The 18,269-nt window shown below is 58.4% G+C and carries 17 protein-coding genes; 5 read left to right on the top strand and 12 right to left on the bottom strand.

Features of this window, described 5'->3' with window-relative positions; all coding sequences use genetic code 11:
• Positions 1-71 precede the first annotated feature (71 nt).
• From AC1RKH_RS25395 to AC1RKH_RS25445, 11 genes are all read right to left on the bottom strand, one after another.
• Positions 72-374 carry a Dabb family protein gene (locus AC1RKH_RS25395; protein ID WP_493061844.1) on the bottom strand — a complete coding sequence of 101 codons (303 nt, stop codon included), beginning with the start codon at positions 372-374 and terminating at the stop codon, positions 72-74.
• 36 nt (positions 375-410) lie between these two features.
• Positions 411-1,601: a multiple monosaccharide ABC transporter permease gene (mmsB, locus tag AC1RKH_RS25400; protein WP_493061843.1), complete on the bottom strand. Its 1,191-nt coding sequence runs from the start codon at positions 1,599-1,601 to the stop codon at positions 411-413.
• Entirely contained in the window at positions 1,598-3,133 is a 1,536-nt protein-coding gene (gene mmsA / locus AC1RKH_RS25405) for a multiple monosaccharide ABC transporter ATP-binding protein (protein WP_493061842.1), read from the bottom strand. The genes mmsB and mmsA overlap by 4 nt, the downstream gene beginning before the upstream one ends.
• A gap of 38 nt (positions 3,134-3,171) precedes the next feature.
• A complete protein-coding gene (gene chvE / locus AC1RKH_RS25410) occupies positions 3,172-4,242 on the bottom strand; it encodes a multiple monosaccharide ABC transporter substrate-binding protein (protein WP_493061841.1) in 1,071 nt (356 codons plus the stop codon).
• Between the two features lie 121 nt (positions 4,243-4,363).
• Positions 4,364-5,491, bottom strand: coding sequence for a Gfo/Idh/MocA family protein (locus AC1RKH_RS25415; RefSeq protein WP_493061875.1), 1,128 nt, complete (start codon positions 5,489-5,491; stop codon positions 4,364-4,366).
• Between the two features lie 12 nt (positions 5,492-5,503).
• A complete protein-coding gene (gene iolG, locus AC1RKH_RS25420) occupies positions 5,504-6,499 on the bottom strand; it encodes an inositol 2-dehydrogenase (RefSeq protein ID WP_059407673.1) in 996 nt (331 codons plus the stop codon).
• A 68-nt stretch (positions 6,500-6,567) separates the two neighbouring features.
• On the bottom strand, positions 6,568-7,440 hold the full coding sequence (locus AC1RKH_RS25425) for a sugar phosphate isomerase/epimerase family protein (RefSeq protein ID WP_493061840.1): 873 nt from the start codon (positions 7,438-7,440) through the stop codon (positions 6,568-6,570).
• A gap of 55 nt (positions 7,441-7,495) precedes the next feature.
• Entirely contained in the window at positions 7,496-8,392 is an 897-nt protein-coding gene (locus AC1RKH_RS25430; RefSeq protein WP_493061839.1) for an intradiol ring-cleavage dioxygenase, read from the bottom strand.
• 77 nt (positions 8,393-8,469) lie between these two features.
• Positions 8,470-9,927, bottom strand: coding sequence for a sugar porter family MFS transporter (locus AC1RKH_RS25435; protein ID WP_493061874.1), 1,458 nt, complete (start codon positions 9,925-9,927; stop codon positions 8,470-8,472).
• Positions 9,928-10,072: 145 nt separating this feature from the next.
• The gene (locus tag AC1RKH_RS25440) at positions 10,073-11,410 is read right to left on the bottom strand and encodes a carbohydrate porin (protein WP_493061838.1); all 1,338 of its coding nucleotides are present in this window, start codon (positions 11,408-11,410) and stop codon (positions 10,073-10,075) included.
• A 220-nt stretch (positions 11,411-11,630) separates the two neighbouring features.
• Positions 11,631-12,545, bottom strand: coding sequence for a LysR family transcriptional regulator (locus tag AC1RKH_RS25445; protein WP_493061837.1), 915 nt, complete (start codon positions 12,543-12,545; stop codon positions 11,631-11,633).
• Between the two features lie 171 nt (positions 12,546-12,716).
• Between AC1RKH_RS25445 and AC1RKH_RS25450 the strand changes: the two genes are divergently transcribed.
• The 3 genes from AC1RKH_RS25450 to AC1RKH_RS25460 are packed head-to-tail and all read left to right on the top strand — an operon-like array spanning position 12,717 to position 15,085.
• Entirely contained in the window at positions 12,717-13,562 is an 846-nt protein-coding gene (locus tag AC1RKH_RS25450) for a dioxygenase (protein WP_493061836.1), read from the top strand.
• A 37-nt stretch (positions 13,563-13,599) separates the two neighbouring features.
• A complete protein-coding gene (locus tag AC1RKH_RS25455; RefSeq protein WP_493061835.1) occupies positions 13,600-14,013 on the top strand; it encodes a nuclear transport factor 2 family protein in 414 nt (137 codons plus the stop codon).
• Between the two features lie 4 nt (positions 14,014-14,017).
• Positions 14,018-15,085, top strand: a complete 1,068-nt coding sequence (locus tag AC1RKH_RS25460) for a maleylacetate reductase (RefSeq protein ID WP_493061834.1) — start codon at positions 14,018-14,020, stop codon at positions 15,083-15,085.
• A gap of 10 nt (positions 15,086-15,095) precedes the next feature.
• Here AC1RKH_RS25460 and AC1RKH_RS25465 read toward each other — a convergent pair whose 3' ends face one another.
• Positions 15,096-16,121, bottom strand: a complete 1,026-nt coding sequence (locus AC1RKH_RS25465) for a LacI family DNA-binding transcriptional regulator (RefSeq protein WP_493061833.1) — start codon at positions 16,119-16,121, stop codon at positions 15,096-15,098.
• Positions 16,122-16,257: 136 nt separating this feature from the next.
• Between AC1RKH_RS25465 and AC1RKH_RS25470 the strand changes: the two genes are divergently transcribed.
• The gene (locus AC1RKH_RS25470; protein ID WP_493061832.1) at positions 16,258-17,106 is read left to right on the top strand and encodes an SDR family oxidoreductase; all 849 of its coding nucleotides are present in this window, start codon (positions 16,258-16,260) and stop codon (positions 17,104-17,106) included.
• Positions 17,103-18,257, top strand: coding sequence for a phytanoyl-CoA dioxygenase family protein (locus tag AC1RKH_RS25475; RefSeq protein WP_493061831.1), 1,155 nt, complete (start codon positions 17,103-17,105; stop codon positions 18,255-18,257). The genes AC1RKH_RS25470 and AC1RKH_RS25475 overlap by 4 nt, the downstream gene beginning before the upstream one ends.
• The last annotated feature ends 12 nt before the right edge of the window (positions 18,258-18,269 follow it).

Raw genomic sequence — 18,269 nt, forward strand, 5'->3', positions numbered from 1 at the left:
GGCTTGTTTTTGAGGTGCATCAAGAGCAAAAAAAGGAGAAGTTCCAAGTTATTCTATTGGGCCTGTCGTACTTAGGTGCACACGTAGTCGACCTGATGCCGCGCAATACGTGAATTACCCAACTCACCTCTCACCCGCAAATGCTCAGGGTGGGAGGCGTAGGCATCCAGCGTCTCCTGTGAATCAAACTCGGTATAAAGCACCACGTCGCATGCATAATCGATACGACTGATATCCACGCCGACCTCGATCTTCAACAGCCCGGGAATCAACCCGGCAAGCCCTTCAAAACGTTCTTTGAGGAACAGGCAAGCCTGCCTGTTTTCTTCAGGCGTCTCACCTTCCAGGTTCCACATAACAATGTGCTTGATCATTGATGTCTCCCTGCGGTGTCGGTCATGCCTGCCATATCAACCCTTGCTCTTCTGATATACGTCTACAAATACCGCCGCCAGCAACACAGCGCCTTTGATCATCTGTTGGTAGTCGATGCCAATACCCATGATCGACATGCCGTTGTTCAGCACACCCATGATGAAGGCGCCGATCACCACGCCGACCACCTTGCCAACCCCGCCGGACGCCGAAGCGCCACCGATAAACACCGCAGCGATAACATCCAGCTCGAACCCGGTGCCGCCGCGCGGCGTCGCGCTGTTAAGGCGAGCGACGAAAATCAGCCCCGCCACCGCAGCCAGCACGCCCATGTTGACGAAGGCGAAGAAAGTCACCCGAGAAGTGTTGATCCCCGACAATTTGGCGGCTTTAAGGTTGCCACCCACTGCATAGATCCAACGGCCGATCACGGTGCGGTTCATGATGAAGGTGTACGCACCGATCAACACGCTCATGATCACCAGCACCGTAGGGATGCCGCGGTAGGTCGAGAGCAGGTAGCAGAAGTACACGATGAGCACCGCGACGAGGCCATTCTTCAGCGCGAACAGGGTCATGGGGGCGACATTGCCGCCGCTCTTGAGGGTGCGTTTACGACTGCGATACTCGACCACCCAGAACGCCGCTGCGACAGCTATACCCAGCAGCAAGGAGGTCATGCGCAGGTTTTCACTGGCAAAGACGTCCGGGATAAAGCCTGAACTGATCGCCGAAAAAGCCGGTGGAAAAGGGCCGATCGATTGCCCCTGGGAAATCGCGATGGTGGCGCCACGAAAGATCAACATGCCGGCCAGGGTGACGATGAACGACGGCATGCCCCACACCGCCACCCAGTAACCCTGCGCCGCACCAATCAGTGCACCCGCCGCCAGGCAAATCACCGTTACGGTGAAGAAGTCCAATCGATACTGAACCATCAGCACGGCGGCAAGCGCGCCGATCACGCCAACCACCGAACCGACCGAGAGGTCGATGTGGCCGCAGACGATCACCATCAGCATGCCCAGCGCCATGACCACGATGTAGCTGTTTTGCAACAACAGGTTGGTGAGGTTGAGCGGCTGCATCAGCGCCCCGCCGGTGGCCACCTGGAAGAACACCATGATGACGATCAACGATGCCAGCAGACCGTATTCGCGCGCGCCGCGCTTGAATGACGTGAGCGCCGTTGGTTTGGATGTGAGAGGTACGCTTACTTCGCTCACTGGATCACCTCATTTTTCATAATTGCGTGCATGATTTTTTCCTGCGATGCCTCTGCGATCGGAAACTCGCCGACAAAGCGCCCTTCATTCATCACATAAATCCGGTCACAGGTACCCAGCAGCTCAGGCATTTCCGAAGAGATCATGACGACGCCCCTACCCTCGCTAACCACCTGATTGACCACCGCGTAAATCTCGTACTTGGCACCGACATCGATGCCGCGAGTGGGCTCGTCCAGGATCAAAACCTTGGGATCGGAGAACAGCCATTTACCCAGCACGACCTTCTGCTGGTTACCCCCTGAGAGTTTGTCTACCGTCTGCAAAACGTCCGGGCTGCGAATGCGTAGACGGGTCTGGAAATCGACCGCCACCGCAGTCTCGGCCAGTTCGTTCATCACCCAGCGTTTGGACACGGCGGCCAGGTTGGCCATGCTGGTATTGCGGGTGATGCTTTCTCCCAGTACCAGGCCAGCGCCCTTGCGGTCTTCGGTGGCGTAGGCCAAACCATGATCGATGGCCTTGCGCACAGTGCCGAGGTCGACTTCTCGCCCTTCCAGACGCGCCTTGCCACGGATGTTCGAGCCATAGGAGCAGCCAAATACACTCATGGCGAATTCGGTACGGCCAGCGCCCATCAACCCGGCAATGCCCACCACCTCACCCCGACGCACGTGGAAATTGATATTGCGGATGCGGTCGCGCCCGGGGTGCTCCGGGTCGCCGACCGACCAGCCTTCAACCTCGAACAGGGTTTCGCCAATGGCAGGAACACGCTTCGGATAACGGTCCGAGAGTTCGCGGCCGACCATGGAGCGGATCACCCGGCCTTCATCGATAGGCTCGGCACGACAGTCGATGACGTCGACGGTACTGCCATCACGGATCACCGTGATCTCGTCCGCCACCCGTCCAATCTCGTTGAGCTTGTGCGAGATGATGATCGAGGTGATGCCACGCCCTTTGAGCTCGAGCATCAGCTTGAGCAAGGTGTCGCTGTCCTTTTCGTTGAGGCTCGCAGTCGGCTCGTCAAGAATCAGCAGGCGTACGTCCTTGGCCAGCGCCTTGGCGATTTCCACCATCTGCTGCTGACCGATGCCGAGGTTGCCCACCAGGGTCTGCGGCCGGGCATCGAGGCCGACCCGGGCGAGTAACTCGCGGGCCCGCTGGTGCGCTTCATCCCAGTCGATCACACCATGACGGGCGATCTCGTTGCCGAGGAACAGGTTCTCGGTGATCGACAGCATCGGCACCAGGGCCAATTCCTGGTGAATAATGCAGATGCCCAGCGCCTCACTGTCGCGCAACCCCTGGAACGTTCGCGGCGCACCATCGAAGACGATTTCGCCGGTGAAGCTGCCATGCGGATAAACGCCGCTGAGGATCTTCATCAGGGTCGATTTGCCAGCGCCATTCTCACCGCAGATCGCATGGATTTCGCCATCGCCGACCTTGAGGTTGACCCGGCTGAGTGCCTTCACCGGGCCAAAGCATTTCTGGATATCACGCATATCGAGAATTGTTTTTGTCATTTTTCTCTCCTGCCAGCACGCACCGTTCGAGGGTTGCCTTAGCGCAACTGCTCAGGCGTGTAGAACTTGGTGTCATCGACGAGGACTTTCTGCCAGTTGTTGCCATCGACCAGTTGCGGGGTCAGCAACTGGGTCGGCACGATCATGGAGCCGTTGTCGTAGGACGTGGAGTCGTTGACCATCACGGTCTTGCCACTCAAGGTCGCGTCCATCATCTGCGCGGCGGCTTCGGCGAGGGCGCGGGTGTCCTTGAAGATGGTCGAGGACTGGTCGCCGCGAATGATCGACTTGATGCTGGAAATCTCGGCATCCTGGCCGGTCACGATCGGCATCGCTGCCTTGCCCGCGCCATATCCCACACCCCGCAATGAAGACACCACGCCATTGGCGATCTGATCGTTCATGGCCAGTACCGCGTCCAGGTGGGCGGTGCCGTAGAAGGCGCTGAGCAGGTTATCCATGCGTGCCTGGGCCTGGGCACCGTCCCAGTTCGGCGTGGCCACTTTGTCCAAGTCCTGCTGGCCGCTGCGAATAACCAGCTTGCCGCTGTCGATGTAGGGCTTGAGCTGCGACATCACCCCCGCGTACACCACATGGGCGTTGTTGTCGTCCGTGGAGCCGGCAAAGATTTCCAGGTTGAACGGGCCCTTGCCTTGTTTGAGCTGCAACCTGTCGACGATAGATTGCCCTTGCAGCACGCCGGTCCGGTAGTTGTCGAAGGTGACGTAGTAGTCGAAGTCTTTGGTGTTGCGGATCAGGCGATCATAGGAAATGACCTTGATGCCTTTTTCCTTGGCCTGCTTGAGCACATCGGCCATGGTGGTGCCATCGATCGGCGCGACGATCAGGCCCTTGATGCCCTTGACCATCATGTTTTCGATTTGCGACAGCTGGGTCGGCGCTTCGTACTGGGCATACTGCAAGTCGGTGTCGTAACCGAGTTTCTTCAACGAGTCGACGATGCTGCTACCGTCTGAAACCCATCGCGCTTCGGTTTTCGAGGGCATGGCAATGCCAATCGTACCCTTGGTGCTGGTTTCATTTTTCGAGCAGGCACTGACGGCCAGGCCCAACAATACTGCCGCGGCAACCTTGATGATCTTGTGCATGGTGTCCTCTTTTTTTTTGTTGTTGGCATTTCTCGGGGATGCAACTGCCCTTCCGGCTCTGTTTACAGAGCCGGAAGGGGTATTTCGCCTACGGGACTTTCGCCTACAGAACTACACGTCGCTATTGAGCCAGGATGACTTCCTGGCCATTCAACTCAGCGGACTCGAACAACGCTTCGAGTATCACGTTGATGTTATGCGCCTGGCTGGCCGGCACCGTCGAAGGACTGCCGGTGCGCAACGACTGGACGAAGGCAGCGGCTTCACGATCGAAGTACACCGGGTTACCGATCTCGGCGATTTCCGGGGAATAGACGGTTTTGCGCACCGCCCAGATCTCCGGAAAGCTGTTCTCGTTCCAGTGTGTCCAGCCTTGCTGATGGCCGTTCTTGCCATCGTGGTAAAGCTTGTACGACGCTGGCATCGGCGTGGAATGCATCACCCCGTGGGTGCCGTAGGCGGTAATGTCCCAGCTCTCGGTCCAGGGCATGGGGTCCCAGGACATAAAGTCGATGGTGATCAATTTGTCATCGTAGTTGAGCACCGCACCCACCGCGTCCTCGCGCGCAGAATCGCTCATCTGCCCGGCGAATTTGGTAATCCGCGCATTGACCGATTTGGGCATGCCGAAGTGCAGCAGCAAACGGTCGATGGTGTGGCAGCCAATCACATAAAAGGCACCGCCACGGTCGCCCGGTTGTTTCATGTGATTGGTGTCGGCCTCATCGTGGGAGCAACCAGCATGCGCACGAACCTGTAGCACCTTGCCGATTTCACCGCTCTGCAAAACCTGCTGCATTTTTTCCACCGACGGCGCGTAGCGCCAGCAGTAGCCGACCTGGAACAACCCGCCGGTACGCTCGACCGCGTCAACGATGCGAGTGGTGTCGATGGTGCCGCGGCCCGCCGGTTTCTCGCAGAGCACCGCCTTGCCGGCCTCCAGCGCTTCGATGGCCCAGTCGGCCATCAGGTAGCTCTTGGGGTGCACCAACACCACATGCACGTTCGGGTCGGCGAGGATTTCTTCCTTGCTGCGTGCCTGCAAGTCCAGCGCATCGCAGAACGGATCTAGCAAAGGGCTGTCGTCGTAGGCGCCAAGAAACTGCACGCCGGGTATGCGCTTGAAGGCTTTGACGCGGCCCGACGTGTGTGGGTGGGTAATCCCCAGGCAGGCCACACCAATAGTGGCGCCACTCTCAAGCTTGTAGGACATGATGTTCTCCAGATGTTCTTGTCCGAGATAGCCAATGACCGTTCAAGTTCAGAGCCTGACTGCGCGCCCGGTCTTGACCGATTCGACCGCGGCATCGGCCAGCTGCAAGGCCTTGAGGCCATCCTGCACGGTGGTCGGCATCGGAGTGCCCTTCACCAGCGCTTCGATATAGGCATCGAGTTCGGCTTTGTAGGCTTGCTGATAACGCTCAAGGAAGAAGTTCAGCAGCGGTTCGCGCGCATCGGTAACGTCCTGGTTCCAGCGACGGATTGTCGTCGGGCGCAAGTTATCCATCTGCAGCATGCCCTTGGAGCCGAACACTTCGATGCGCTGGTCGTAGCCATAAACCGCCTGGCGGCAGTTGTTGATATGGCACTGCTTGCCCGACGCCGTTTGCATCTGCACCATGGCGGTGTCGTAGTCGTCGTACTTTTCCATCATCTGCGGATCGATCAAACGGCTGCCGATGGCAGTCAGTTCGACCGGTTCCTCGCCCAGCAACCAGCGACCGATGTCCAGGTCGTGGATGGTCATGTCGCGGAAGATACCGCCCGAATGCTGGATGTAGTCTTCAGGTGCCAGACCAGGATCGCGGCTGCTGATAATCACTTGGCGCACTTCGCCGATATCGCCGGCGTCGATGGCTGCACGCATTTCAGCGAACGTGGACTCGAAGCGGCGGTTGAACGCCAGCATGACCCGACCATTGAGGCGCTCCACTTCCTCTACCGCGGCCAGGCTCTTGGCCATGTCCAGGTCGATCGGCTTCTCGCACAGCACCGCTTTGCCCTGGCGCACGGCGCGCAGCATCAGGCTGATATGGGTGTGAGTCGGGGTGCCGATGACGATGGCCTGGACATCGTCGCGATCGATCGCCGCTTCGCAGTCGAGCATGGCGTCGGCGCCAAATGCGTCGGCCAGGCTCTGAGCCGCATCGCCGAACGGATCCGCGACCACGACGAGCTTGGCAAACTTGCTGGCAGCCACGTTGGCTGCGTGGATCTTGCCGATACGACCGGCGCCGAGAACTGCGATACCTACCATTTTGTATCTCCTGGAAACGCTACTGTTCGTTGTTGTAGACGAGCAAAACTTCAATGGGCTTCAACGCATCAATTCGGGAACTTGATCCCTTCGAATTGCGCGATGGTTGTGTCAAAGGCTTTCTTCGCCGCCACTTCCAGCGGCAGCTTGCGCAGCTCAGCGGAGATCAGTTCGACTCCCCAAGGCCCGTTGTAGCCGACATTGACCACTTGCTGAATAAAGTCCGGCACGTCGAGTTGGCCTTCGCCGCAGCATTTACGGTAGTGCGTGGAGTCGTTGAACAACGTTTCGACGATAGCGTGGTTGGCGTCATCCAACTCGATGGACTTGATCAGCTCCAGCGGAATCTTGGCGATTTCGTCGAAGCTCATACCGCCCCGCGCAACGTGCCAGGTGTCGACCAACAGGCCGCCGTTGGGGCGTACGCCCTCGGCCACTGCTATGGCGAGATCGATGGTGCGCACGCTGGAAAACGGCAGAAACTCGATCACCACATTGACGCCGAAGGGCTGGGCCCGGTCGCACAACAGAGCAAAGGTTTCACGCATGCGTGGTACGTCGGGCGGCCCATCTTCGAATAAGCCGGCGGCGACTTTGAGGCTACGCGCACCGAGTTCGCCGGCGACTTCCAGTAGTTCGTCGCGGATCTTGTCCGAGGTCGCGCGGCGTTCCCCATCCAGGTGCCAGTCAGTCAAGAACTCGACTTCCAGGTGCTTGATACCATTGTCCTGGAGGATGTTGCGCACCGTAGAAATACCTAGCTTGGCGACGTTGTGCACAAGGTCGGCGTGCACCAGGCCCATGCCTTTCCAACCGGCTTTCGAGGCGGCTTGTGCACGGTCCTGCAAGGAAAATGGACTGATCTCGCTGGATGCGCCGGGGTACGTATCGCCAGCGAGGGTCCAATAAGCGGCAAGCAGTTCAATATTGTTATTTGGCATGACGATCACTTTTGAGTGAGTGGTTTGAGGACGGTCGCTAGCAGCTGTCGTTTAATCAGGCCGGGGTCAGGACGAAGTCCCAATTGACCGCCAGGAACGGCACGGGTAACTCGTAACGTTCGGCGACTGCCGGATCGCTTTGAGTCGTGAACTCGGCGATCAATTCTTTCTTCACGCCAAACACGGTGTCCTCGTGCAAGTACTGGCAGTCGGGCGTGAAGATATGCGTGACGACTTGGTCGTAACCTTTAGCGGTGACGATGAAATGCAGATGCGCTGCGCGGTTCGGGTGTCGACCCAGATCACCCAGTAACTTGCCTACGGGACCATCGGCAGGTATTGGGTAATGGCGCGGTTTGACCGTACGGAATGCGTAGTAGCCATCGGCATCGCTGGTAAACAGCCCGCGCAGGTTGTAGTCCGGCTGCACACCTTTTTGCTGCACGTCGTAGAAGCCATCGTCGTTGGTCTGCCAGACATCCAGGGTCGCGCCGGCAATCGGCCGGCCGGCCGTATCCAGCACCCGCCCGCTGACCAGTGTCGGTTCGCCCTTGCCGTCCAGGCAGATGTTCGCGCCGTTCTCGTAGTGCGGCGCATTGGCCACATAGAACGGGCCGAGAATAGTATTGGGCGTCGCGCCCATGGGCCGCCGATGGTTTATCGCATCAACCAACATGGTGACGCCCAGCACGTCCGACAGCAAAATGTATTCTTGGCGCCAGTCGGTGCACATTTGCCCGGTCTTGGTCAGGAACTCGATGGCCTTGAACCACTCTTCGTGGGTTGGCTCGATTTCCTTGATGGCCGCATGCAGATGCCGGGTCAGTACCGCCATCACTTCTGCCAGGCGCGGGTTGGCGTCGGCAGAGATTCGAGCATTGACGATTTCGGCGGAGTTTTCCTCTTCGAAAAGGCCGCCAATGGCGATGTCGGTGTCCAGGTGTGCAGTCATGATTCGAGTTCCTTGATCGTTATTCTTGAAGGCCGGCAGGCATTCAGGCCGGGCGCAGGCATGCGCAATGGCAGTTCTCAATACGCTTGCACTTCGGCTACACGCCATTTACGGCCGTTGAAGCGCTGCTTCATTTGTTGTTCGATTTCTTCCAGGGTCAGCCCCTTGGTCTCTGGCAACCACAACGTGCAGAAGATGATCGAGCCGATATTCACCACCGCGAACAGGAAGAAGGTCATGCCGCCCATCACACTCAGCAGGACCGGGAAAGCGAAAGCGACGATGGCGTTGAAAATCCAGAACACGCTCACTGAAATGCCATTCATCAAACCCCGGGCGTGGGTCGGAAACAGCTCCGACATCAACAGCCAATACACCGGGCCGATGCACATTTGCATGAAGAACAGGAACACCAGCACGCCGGACAACGCCAGGTAACTTTGCAGCAGCGAATGCGGCATGAAGTTGATCACGACACCGAGGAAAATTTGCGCCAGCACCACGACGGTCAGCCCAAGCAGCAGCATCGAGCGCCGCCCCATGCGGTTGATCACCCACATGCCGACCATGGTGGCGATCACCGACACCACGCCATTACCGATCGTTGCGATCAGTGCGGCATTAGTACCCATCCCAGTCTCTTTGAGAATCATCGGCGTGTAGTACATGAACGCATTGACGCCGGTGAACTGGATAACGAAACCAAGGCCGATACCAATGGCCAGCAGTTTGAGCAGCCAGGGCTCGTTGAGCTTGCCAAGCACGTCGGTGTGGTGCCGTTCGACGTTGCACTGGGCAATGATTTCCTTCAGCTCGCGGTCCGCCTCGCGCTGGGTGTCACGGATGCCGGCCAAGATGGTCTTGGCTTCTGCAATGCGACCTTTGCTGACCAGCCAACGAGGTGAAGTGGGCACAAAATGCATTCCAACGTACAACAACACCGCCGGGATCAGCGCAATAGCGAGCATGTAGCGCCAGATGAACGGACTGTCGAACAGGTGCGCCAGGCCGGCGCTGGTGATGTAGGCCAGGCACTGTCCGGAGACGATCATCAACTCGCTCTGACACACCAGCCGACCGCGGTGTTTGGGGGCCGCCAACTCAGCAATAAGCACTGGAACGGTCGATGACGCACCGCCGACGGCAATCCCCAGAATGAAACGGGTGATGACCATGGTCCAGATATCAGGTGCTACAGCGGTACCCAGCGCACCCAGTGCAAACACTATGGCCAGGACCTTGAGCACACCGAGGCGACCATAACGATCAGACAGTTGACCGGCGAACAATGCGCCGAAAGCGCCACCAAATATCAGTGAGGAAGCCACCAGCCCTTCCGTCATGGGCGTCAGGCCAAGGCCACCTTGGCTGGCATCAAGCGTCATGAACGGCAGCGCCCCGGAGATCACTCCGGTGTCGTAACCAAATCCCAACGACCCCATGGTGGTGATGGCTGCGATACGCCAAAGAATCCTGGACGAGGCACTCGCGGCATTTTGATTGTTGGACATGAGGTCAACCTTTATTGAAATTATTTGTACGCTCAGTGGGATTGAGACTACTGCCATTGAAACGGTAAAAAAATGCCTCTACGGCAAATGTGTTTTCCGGCTAGTGGAAAACTGTAGCCGGCCCCCGCCACGGTTCGTGGTCCATTGATCGTGACGGGGCATTGCTGGACTAGAACTTGGCCTGAACCTTGAGCCCAGCGATCACTGCGGCGTCGATTTCGCGTACACCACCGGGATATTTCACGTACTGCAGATTGGGCCGTACGGTGAGCCAGTCAGTGAGGTGTACGCCGTAATAAATCTCGCTACTCACTTCGTTGTACTGCAGGGGCAGATAGGCGGGATCCTCGTAATCGGTAATGCCATTCTGTTCATTCTGCAAGCGGGCACGCTGGCGATAGTCCGGGTTGGTGTGGACCTGAGCGATGCCCACGCCTAGATCATCTTTTGGCCGGCCATCGAACAGCCCCTTGTAAACGAGGCCTGCCTGAATGAAATGATCGACTTGGCTGGTCTGCTTGTCGTGTGCGGTAAAGTTGGCGAACACCGAAAGTCCGCGTTGACTGTCGCCACCGTGAGCAGTCAATTGCTGCTGGGCGACAAGCCAGTAACCGTGACGACTGGAGTGTTGTTTGAACTGATCACCGCTAAGGGGCTGGGGGTTGCCATTGCGATCATCCAGTACGTCATTGGCTTTGGCCGTACTCTTGTAATAGCCCAACCGATATTCTCCGGGTAATGCGTTGATCGTCGGGCTCCAGACCAACTCAACCGGTATCAACGCGCCTTTGGTTCCGCTACCACTGAGCTTGAAGCCGTTACCGGTTTCCAGATACGAGGGGTTCTGCTCGAATACACCAATCTGTGCATACCACTCAGGAGCGAACTGGTAGCGTGCGCGCAGGGCCCATTGGCTGACAGGCCAGTTGTACCAAATGTCGCCAATCCAGTTCGCCGCCTGGGCGCCGCAGAACGGCGTGCTCTGGAAGTCGCACGGGAAGCTGTTGAAGTCCGAGCCTTCGTCGAAGCGGCCAAATTTCAGGTCCAGCGCGCCGTCCAGCCAGCCTTTACTGAGCCACATTTGCGTCAGGCGCCAGGTTTGCCCGCGACCATAAACCTCCTGGCTCGAGGAGTAACCTCCCACTCGCGGATCAGCGATGCGATCGTTGGTCAGGTTGCGCCCGTCACGCTCGGTGACGGTGAACTGGAACTGCGAATTTTCCCAACCGAGGATTTTTTGCAGGTCGGCCTTGAAGCCCACTGCGTATTGCTCGGTCCAGCGGGCCGTATGATCCTTGTCATAGCCGCCCCGCGCGTTGACGGCCATTTCCCCGGTGTAACCCAGTTCGATATCAACTCCCTGGTCCAGCCAGTCACTGCGTACGCCAGCCCAATCACCGGTCATCCAGCGCGAATCGCTGGCAAAGGCTTCATTGGCGGCATTTGATAAATTGGGAACCAGCAGGCAAAAGCTGACCACAACCGTGCACTTGGCAAAGTTTTTCATGGACTTAACGTTTCCTTATTATTAGATTTATTTTTAAACGCGCAGGCGAAAGCTGACGCCTTTATTGTCGTACTGTTGAGCACTGTTCAAACGGTAATAGCAACTTTTCTGTGAACAAGAAAAGTCCAACTGATCAAGCAGGACCGAGCATAGTTTTCACTCGCCAAACTGAATACCCACTAAAATAATAAATGTGTATTCCGCCCAGCGGAAAACTGCTTTAGCGTGTCCAGTAGCGTTCGTATTCGTGCTCGGTAAAGTCCGCGAGTAGGAAGTCGATGAATACACGCAGCTTGGTCGGCATATAACGACGGCTTTGAAAAGCCATGTTAATCGTCAGGCGAGGCAAGTCCCAATCATCCAGCACCGGAATCAAACGCCCCGCTACCAGGTCGGCATTAATGATGTATTTCGGTTGTACCAGGATGCCGCCATGGGCCAAGGCTGCAGCGCGAACGATCTGCCCGTCGTTGGTTTCCAGGATGGGGTCGACCTTGACCACGCGTTCTTCAGTGCCTCTGGTAAAGCGCATGACTCGGGGCTGGTTGGCGTGGCTGTAAATCAACAGATCGTGATTGGCCAGATCGTCGATGGTCTTCGGCGTGCCCTTTCGCTGCAGGTACCCCGGTGAAGCGGCCAGCACCCGTCGCGTTTCGGCGAGGCGGCGAATGGTGATATTGGAATCCGGCTCGTATTCCTTGGTCCTGATCGCCAGATCGATTTCGCTGTCGATAATGTCGTAATAGCGGTTTTCACCCAGCACTTTGACCGTGATATGTGGGTACTTCTTGCGAAACGCCGGGATCAGCGGCGCAATATGCAGCATGCAAAACGAGATTGAAGAGGTAATCGTCAAAGTACCAACCGGCTGCACCAGCGATTCGCTGAGCGAAGCCTCGGCTTCCTTCAATTCGCCGAGCAGGCTTTTGCAGCTCGCATAGAACTGATGGCCGGAGTTGGTCAGGGCCAGGCGCCGCGTGTTGCGGTCGATCAACCTGACGTTGAGCCGTTGCTCCAATGCCACCAGGTGCCTGCTTGCAGCGGCATTCGACAGCCCGAGTATTTCCGCCGCCTTGGTCAGGGTGCCGACTTCCGCCGTCGTTACAAAAAGTTCCAGTTCGGTCAGCCGATCCATCCTGTGCTCCGTTTTTATTTTTTCATATATGAAATAAAGAATTTCGTAGGCGGACTTTTTCAACGCTGTGCGGAACTATAACGTGCAGCGCTATGACCTGAAAAGAGCGGCCCAAGACGTTTCTCGCAATCGCCAAGCGTGCTTCGGGCTTAAGAAAACCAAGGAGTCAAGATGCGAAATCTGGACGAAGCGACCATTACACAAGCCGTATTGGCGCGTAATAGCAGCACCGCTGATGCGCGCTTGTGCGAGGTAATGACCAGCCTCGTACAACATCTGCATGCCTTCGCTCGCGATATCAAACTGACGGAAGAAGAGTGGCGAAGCGGCATCGATTTTCTCGAACAAGTGGGCAAGGCCTGCTCGTCCGATCGCCAGGAGTTTGTGCTGCTGTCACACACGTTGGGTCTGTCAACCCTGGTGCTGGCACAGAATGACAGGAAGCCGTCGGGTTGCACTGAGGCGACAGCCTTCGACGTGCCACAGATTCACAACACCACGGTGTATGACCTGGGCGCCGACATCAGTGCAGGGCTCCACGGCGCCAAAGGGTACATGCGTGGCGCCGTTCGTGACGCAAAAGGCAATCCGCTGCCGTCCGCTACCATTCAGGTCAGCCAGGCAGGTGGCGACTTGAATAATCCTGTGGCGAGCGACACCGACCGCGCCTTGCTACATGCCGACCCGTCGGGCCGATACTTTTTTTCCACTGTCGTGCCGCAAAGCCACCGCGTACTCCATGACGGTCCTGTCGGCACAATGCTCACCGCGCTCAATCGCCACGCCTGGCGCCCGGCGCACCTGGAGTTCGTGATCAGTGCACCCGGTTACAAACGGTTGACCACCCAGGTTTTCCGCGAAGGTGATCCCTACCTTGATTCCGATGCCGTATTCGGCGTGCGTTCTTCACTGATCACCCACTGGGCTCAACAACCTCCCGGCGAGACGCCGGACGGGACGGTCAGCAGCGATCCGTTTTATACCCTGGAATTCGATTTCTGCCTGGCGAAGGCGTAGTCGTCCATCCCCTGCCCGTTCCAATTGCGAGAGCCCCATGAGCAACGAGCCGTCCATCACTGCGTTGATTTCAGCGCTGGAAGAACAACGTTATCAGGCGATGCAACGTCATGACGTCGAGAGCATTCAGCGTCTGCTTCATCCCGAACTCAGTTATGTCCACTCCAGCGGCATAGTGGATAACCGCGAGAGCTTTTTGAAGAACGTGCGTGACGGACTTTCTATCTATCACCGCATTCAACACATCGTTCATAAAGTCCATCAGTCAGGCGATACCGCCATCGTTTTTGGCGAGATGGTTGCCGATATCACTTCCCATGGCGTGGCTAAAACGATCCAGAACCGAACGTTAAATGTCTGGCTGAGGACAGGAATGAATTGGCAGTTGTTTGCCTATCAGCCGACCCCTGTCGCCAAAAGCTCATCATCCCTACCTGTTTGCGGAGAATAGACTTATGTCCACGCCCCCCTTTATTTACAACGGTCAACCGTCGCGCGTCATCTTCGGCCAAGGTTCGCTGCAACAGCTGGAAGCGGAAATCGATCGACTGGGCGCCAAGCGCGCGTTAGTCCTCTGCACGCCGGAACAACGCGCCCAAGCCGAACATATCGCCCAACTGCTGGGCGATCGCGCGGCGGACATTTTCGACAAGGCGGTCATGCACGTGCCCATCGAAACGGCCCGTGAAGCCCGCGAACTGGCACGCAAACTGGGCGCCGATTGCGCCGTGGCGATTGGCGGCGGCTCCACCACAGGGCTTGGCAAGGCCATCGCGATGGATTCCGGATTGCCTATCCTGGCGATCCCTACCACCTATGCCGGATCCGAGATGACGCCGGTATTCGGTCTGACCGAAAATGGCCTCAAGCGCACCGGCAAAGATCCGCGAGTACTGCCCAAAACCGTGATCTACGACTCGCAGCTCACCGTCAGCCTGCCCGTCGACATGTCCATCACCAGCGGCATGAACGCCATTGCCCATGCCGCCGAAGGTTTGTATGCCCAGGATGGAAATCCGGTCATGTCGCTGATGGCCGAGGAAGGCATTCGGGCGCTCGCCGCCGGCATGAAAACCATCCGTAAAAACCCAGGCGATCTCGACGCCCGCGATGATTGCCTGTATGGCGCCTGGCTCTGCGGCACCGTGCTCGGCAACGTCGGCATGGCGTTGCATCACAAGCTTTGCCACACCCTGGGCGGCAGTTTCAACTTGCCTCATGCACAAACCCATACCATCGTGCTGCCGCACGCTATTGCCTACAACCAGTCTGCCGCTCCGGGCCTGTCGCGCATTTGCCGGGCGCTGAACGTTGAGGAGTGCAGCCCGGCGGCGGCACTGTTCGACCTGTCCAGTTCACTGGGTGCGCCGACCCGGCTCAAGGACCTGGGCTTGACCGAAGCCGATCTGGATCGAGCGACGGATATTGCCTTGTCCAACCCCTACTGGAATCCAAGACCGATAGAAGCAAAGGCCATTCGGCAACTGCTGCAAGATGCGTACGAAGGCGTGCGCCCGGCGTAAAAAGGATGAGTCAGTAAGGCAAATTGAACGGCGTGACGATCTGCACCTGTGACGACGCAATCGGTCCGGCCTTCCACAGGCGATGAAATTGCAGGATATGCAGGAACACGTGGCGAGCATCGATCTGCAGGTTGTGGTCGATGATCGCGGCGATTTTTTCCTCGGCCAGCAGTTGGCGGTTTTCCTCGTCCAGGTCGTGGCCAATAAACACCTCAAGCGGCCGATTCAGTGCGGCGAACGCGTCGACAATCGCCCGGTTGCCCCCGCCCACGCTGTAGACCACCTTGAGGTCGGGGTGCTGTTTCAGCGCCTCGATCACACGCTCGAAGGTACGCTCGTAAACCCCGTAGCCACCGCTGATGTCCAACACCCGCAAATGGGCGGCACGGCTGCGTAGCCACATGCGAAAGCCCATCTCCCGCTCCTCTTCACCGCGAAACAGCTCGCTACCGATGACCACGGCGACGTCCTGCGGCTGTGGTGCCAGCCATCGCGACAGCAGATAGGCGGCGGTCTGCCCGGCCGTACGGTTGTCCATGCCGACATAGCCGATGCGCTCGCTGTGCGGCAGGTCAGTGACCAGCGTGACCACCGGAATACCGACCGCGGCCAGCTGCTTGATCGCCAGGTTCACCGCCGGCTCGTCGGTGGCCTTCAGCACCACGCCCTGGCTGCCGGTGCTTGCGCAGCGCAGCAACTGGTCGTGCATCGCTTGCGGCTCGATTTCTTCAAACAAGTGAAACCGCGGCGCGATGCGAAACGGCGCCAGACTGCCCAATTGCGCGGTTATCGCCGCCTGCACCGCCGCACTGAAGCGTTGCGGCGTGTGCATGATCACGTCGACATGGAAGGTCCGCCCCGCCGCCAATCCATTCTTTTCCTGAGCCTCCAATTCGTTCAGAGCCTGCTCGATGCGGCGGTGGGTCTGGTAATGCACGCTGCCGCGCTGATGCAGCACGCGATCGACCGTCGCCTTGCTGACGCCCGCCTGGGTGGCGAGCTGCTTGATGGAAAAGTGTTTGGCACGTTCGAGCATCGTTCTGAACCTGAGGCTTTCTTGAGGTCTTTTTGGGCATTTCTGAGGTGTTACCAATGCTAATCTCAGTTTCGCCAGGCGTCGAGCCGGCGCAAGGACAACAACGCTCATAACAACAAGAAGCCAGGAGAACCACATGCCTCAAACCGACCTCAGCACCTCGTTCAGTGGTCAGTACTTTGTCGTCACCGGCAGCACCCAAGGCCTCGGTGCGGCGGTGGCCCACACCTTGGCGCGCCGAGGGGCCGCCGGCCTGATCATTTGCGGGCGCCGCGCGGACCAGGGCCAGGCCCAGGTACGCCAGTTGGCGGAACTCGATTGCCAGGCATTTTTCGTCGAGGCCGACCTGGAGCGAGTCGAGGATTGCCGTGCAGTGATCGAGGCCGCCCGCACCCGCTTCGGCACCCTCCATGGCCTGGTCAACTGCGCCGGCATGTCTGATCGTGGCGGCATTCTCGACACCTCCCCTGAGCTGTTCGATCGCCTGTTCGCGGTCAATGTGCGAGCACCGTTCTTCCTCATGCAGGAAGCGCTGAAACTGATGATCAGCCAAGGCGTGGAAGGCGCCATCGTCAACATCCAAAGCATCGTCAGCCACGGTGGGCCGGCGTATCTGACCGCTTACTCGGCGTCCAAAGGTGCCTTGGCGATCCTGACTAAAAACGTCGCCTTCAGTGCCCTGCACAACCGCATTCGGGTCAACGGTTTGAACATCGGCTGGATGGACACGCCCCATGAAGACGACATCCAGCGCCGCTACCATGGAGCCGAGGATGGCTGGCTGGCGACTGTCGAGCGCGCGCAACCTTTTGGTCGCCTGCTCAAACCCGAGGAAGTGGCGCAGAGCGTTGCCTTCCTGCTGTCCCGCGAATCGGGAATGATGACCGGCACCGTCATCGACCTGGAACAAGGCGTAATCGGCTGCGGCGACGACACCGCCCCGCGCCCCGCCAGCGCGCTGAGCCTGATGGGAGATGCACTATGAATCAGCAGCAGTCCGCGTTTGTGCGTGCTGATTCAGTGCAGTTGCAGGACTTCACCCAACTCTGCGAACAACAGGCCAATCCCGAGGACTATCCCCACTGCAGCGAAGTGCAAGGCAACGTGCCGATTTATCACGCTCAGGCTTTGCGCGATGGCGATCGCGCGCAGGTGCTGAACGAATTGCATCGGCTGTTTCGCGACGGCCCCGGTGTCATGGTTGTGCGCCAGGGCTATGCAGACCTGGACGTAGTCGATCGCCACAGTCAGGTGTTCGAAGCCATCTTCGCCAAGGAAGCCGCCCAGGGTCTTAGCGCCGATCACTTCGCCAAGGCCGGCAGCAACGGGCGCATCTGGAATTCGTTGCAAAAGGCAGCGCTGCAATCGCCGTCGTCTTTTGTCGAGTACTACGCCAACCCGCTACTGGGGCTGATTGCCGAATCCTGGCTGGGCCCCGGCTTTCAAGTCACGGCCCAGGTCAACGTGGTGCATCCGGGCGGCCAGGCGCAACAGCCCCATCGTGACTACCACCTGGGCTTCCAGACCGAAGACGTTGTCGAGCGCTTTCCGCTGCCCCTGCATGCACTGTCGCAGTACCTGACGTTGCAAGGGGCCGTGGCCCACTCCGATATGCCGCTGGAAACCGGCCCGACCCTGCTGTTGCCGTTTTCCCAGCAATACGCGTTGGGTTACCTGGCCTGGCGCCGCCCGGAATTCATCGACTACTTCCAGCAGCGCGCAGTACAGCTGCCGCTGAACAAGGGCGACCTGCTGTTCTTCAACCCGGCACTGTTTCACGCCGCCGGAACCAATCACACGCCAGACCGCCAGCGCATGGCCAACCTGCTGCAGATCTCCTCGGCATTCGGCAAGCCCATGGAAACCGTCGACCGCGAACGCATGATGCTGGCGCTCTACCCCTGCCTATCGCAGCGGTTGGCGGATCAGGTACTGAACGCGCAAGAGCTGGACGCAGTGATTGCCTGCACCGCCGACGGCTACGCCTTTCCCACCAACCTGGACACCGACCCTCCCCTGCACGGCTTGGCCCCGCAGACCGGGCAGCAGTTGATGCTACAAGCGCTGACGGAACGCTGGACCTACGCGACCTTCGCCGAGCGCGTGGCGCAAATGAGCGCCAAACGCCAGGCATGACCTGTGTTTCCT

Source organism: Pseudomonas sp. GW822-FHT06B12 (assembly GCF_058799675.1).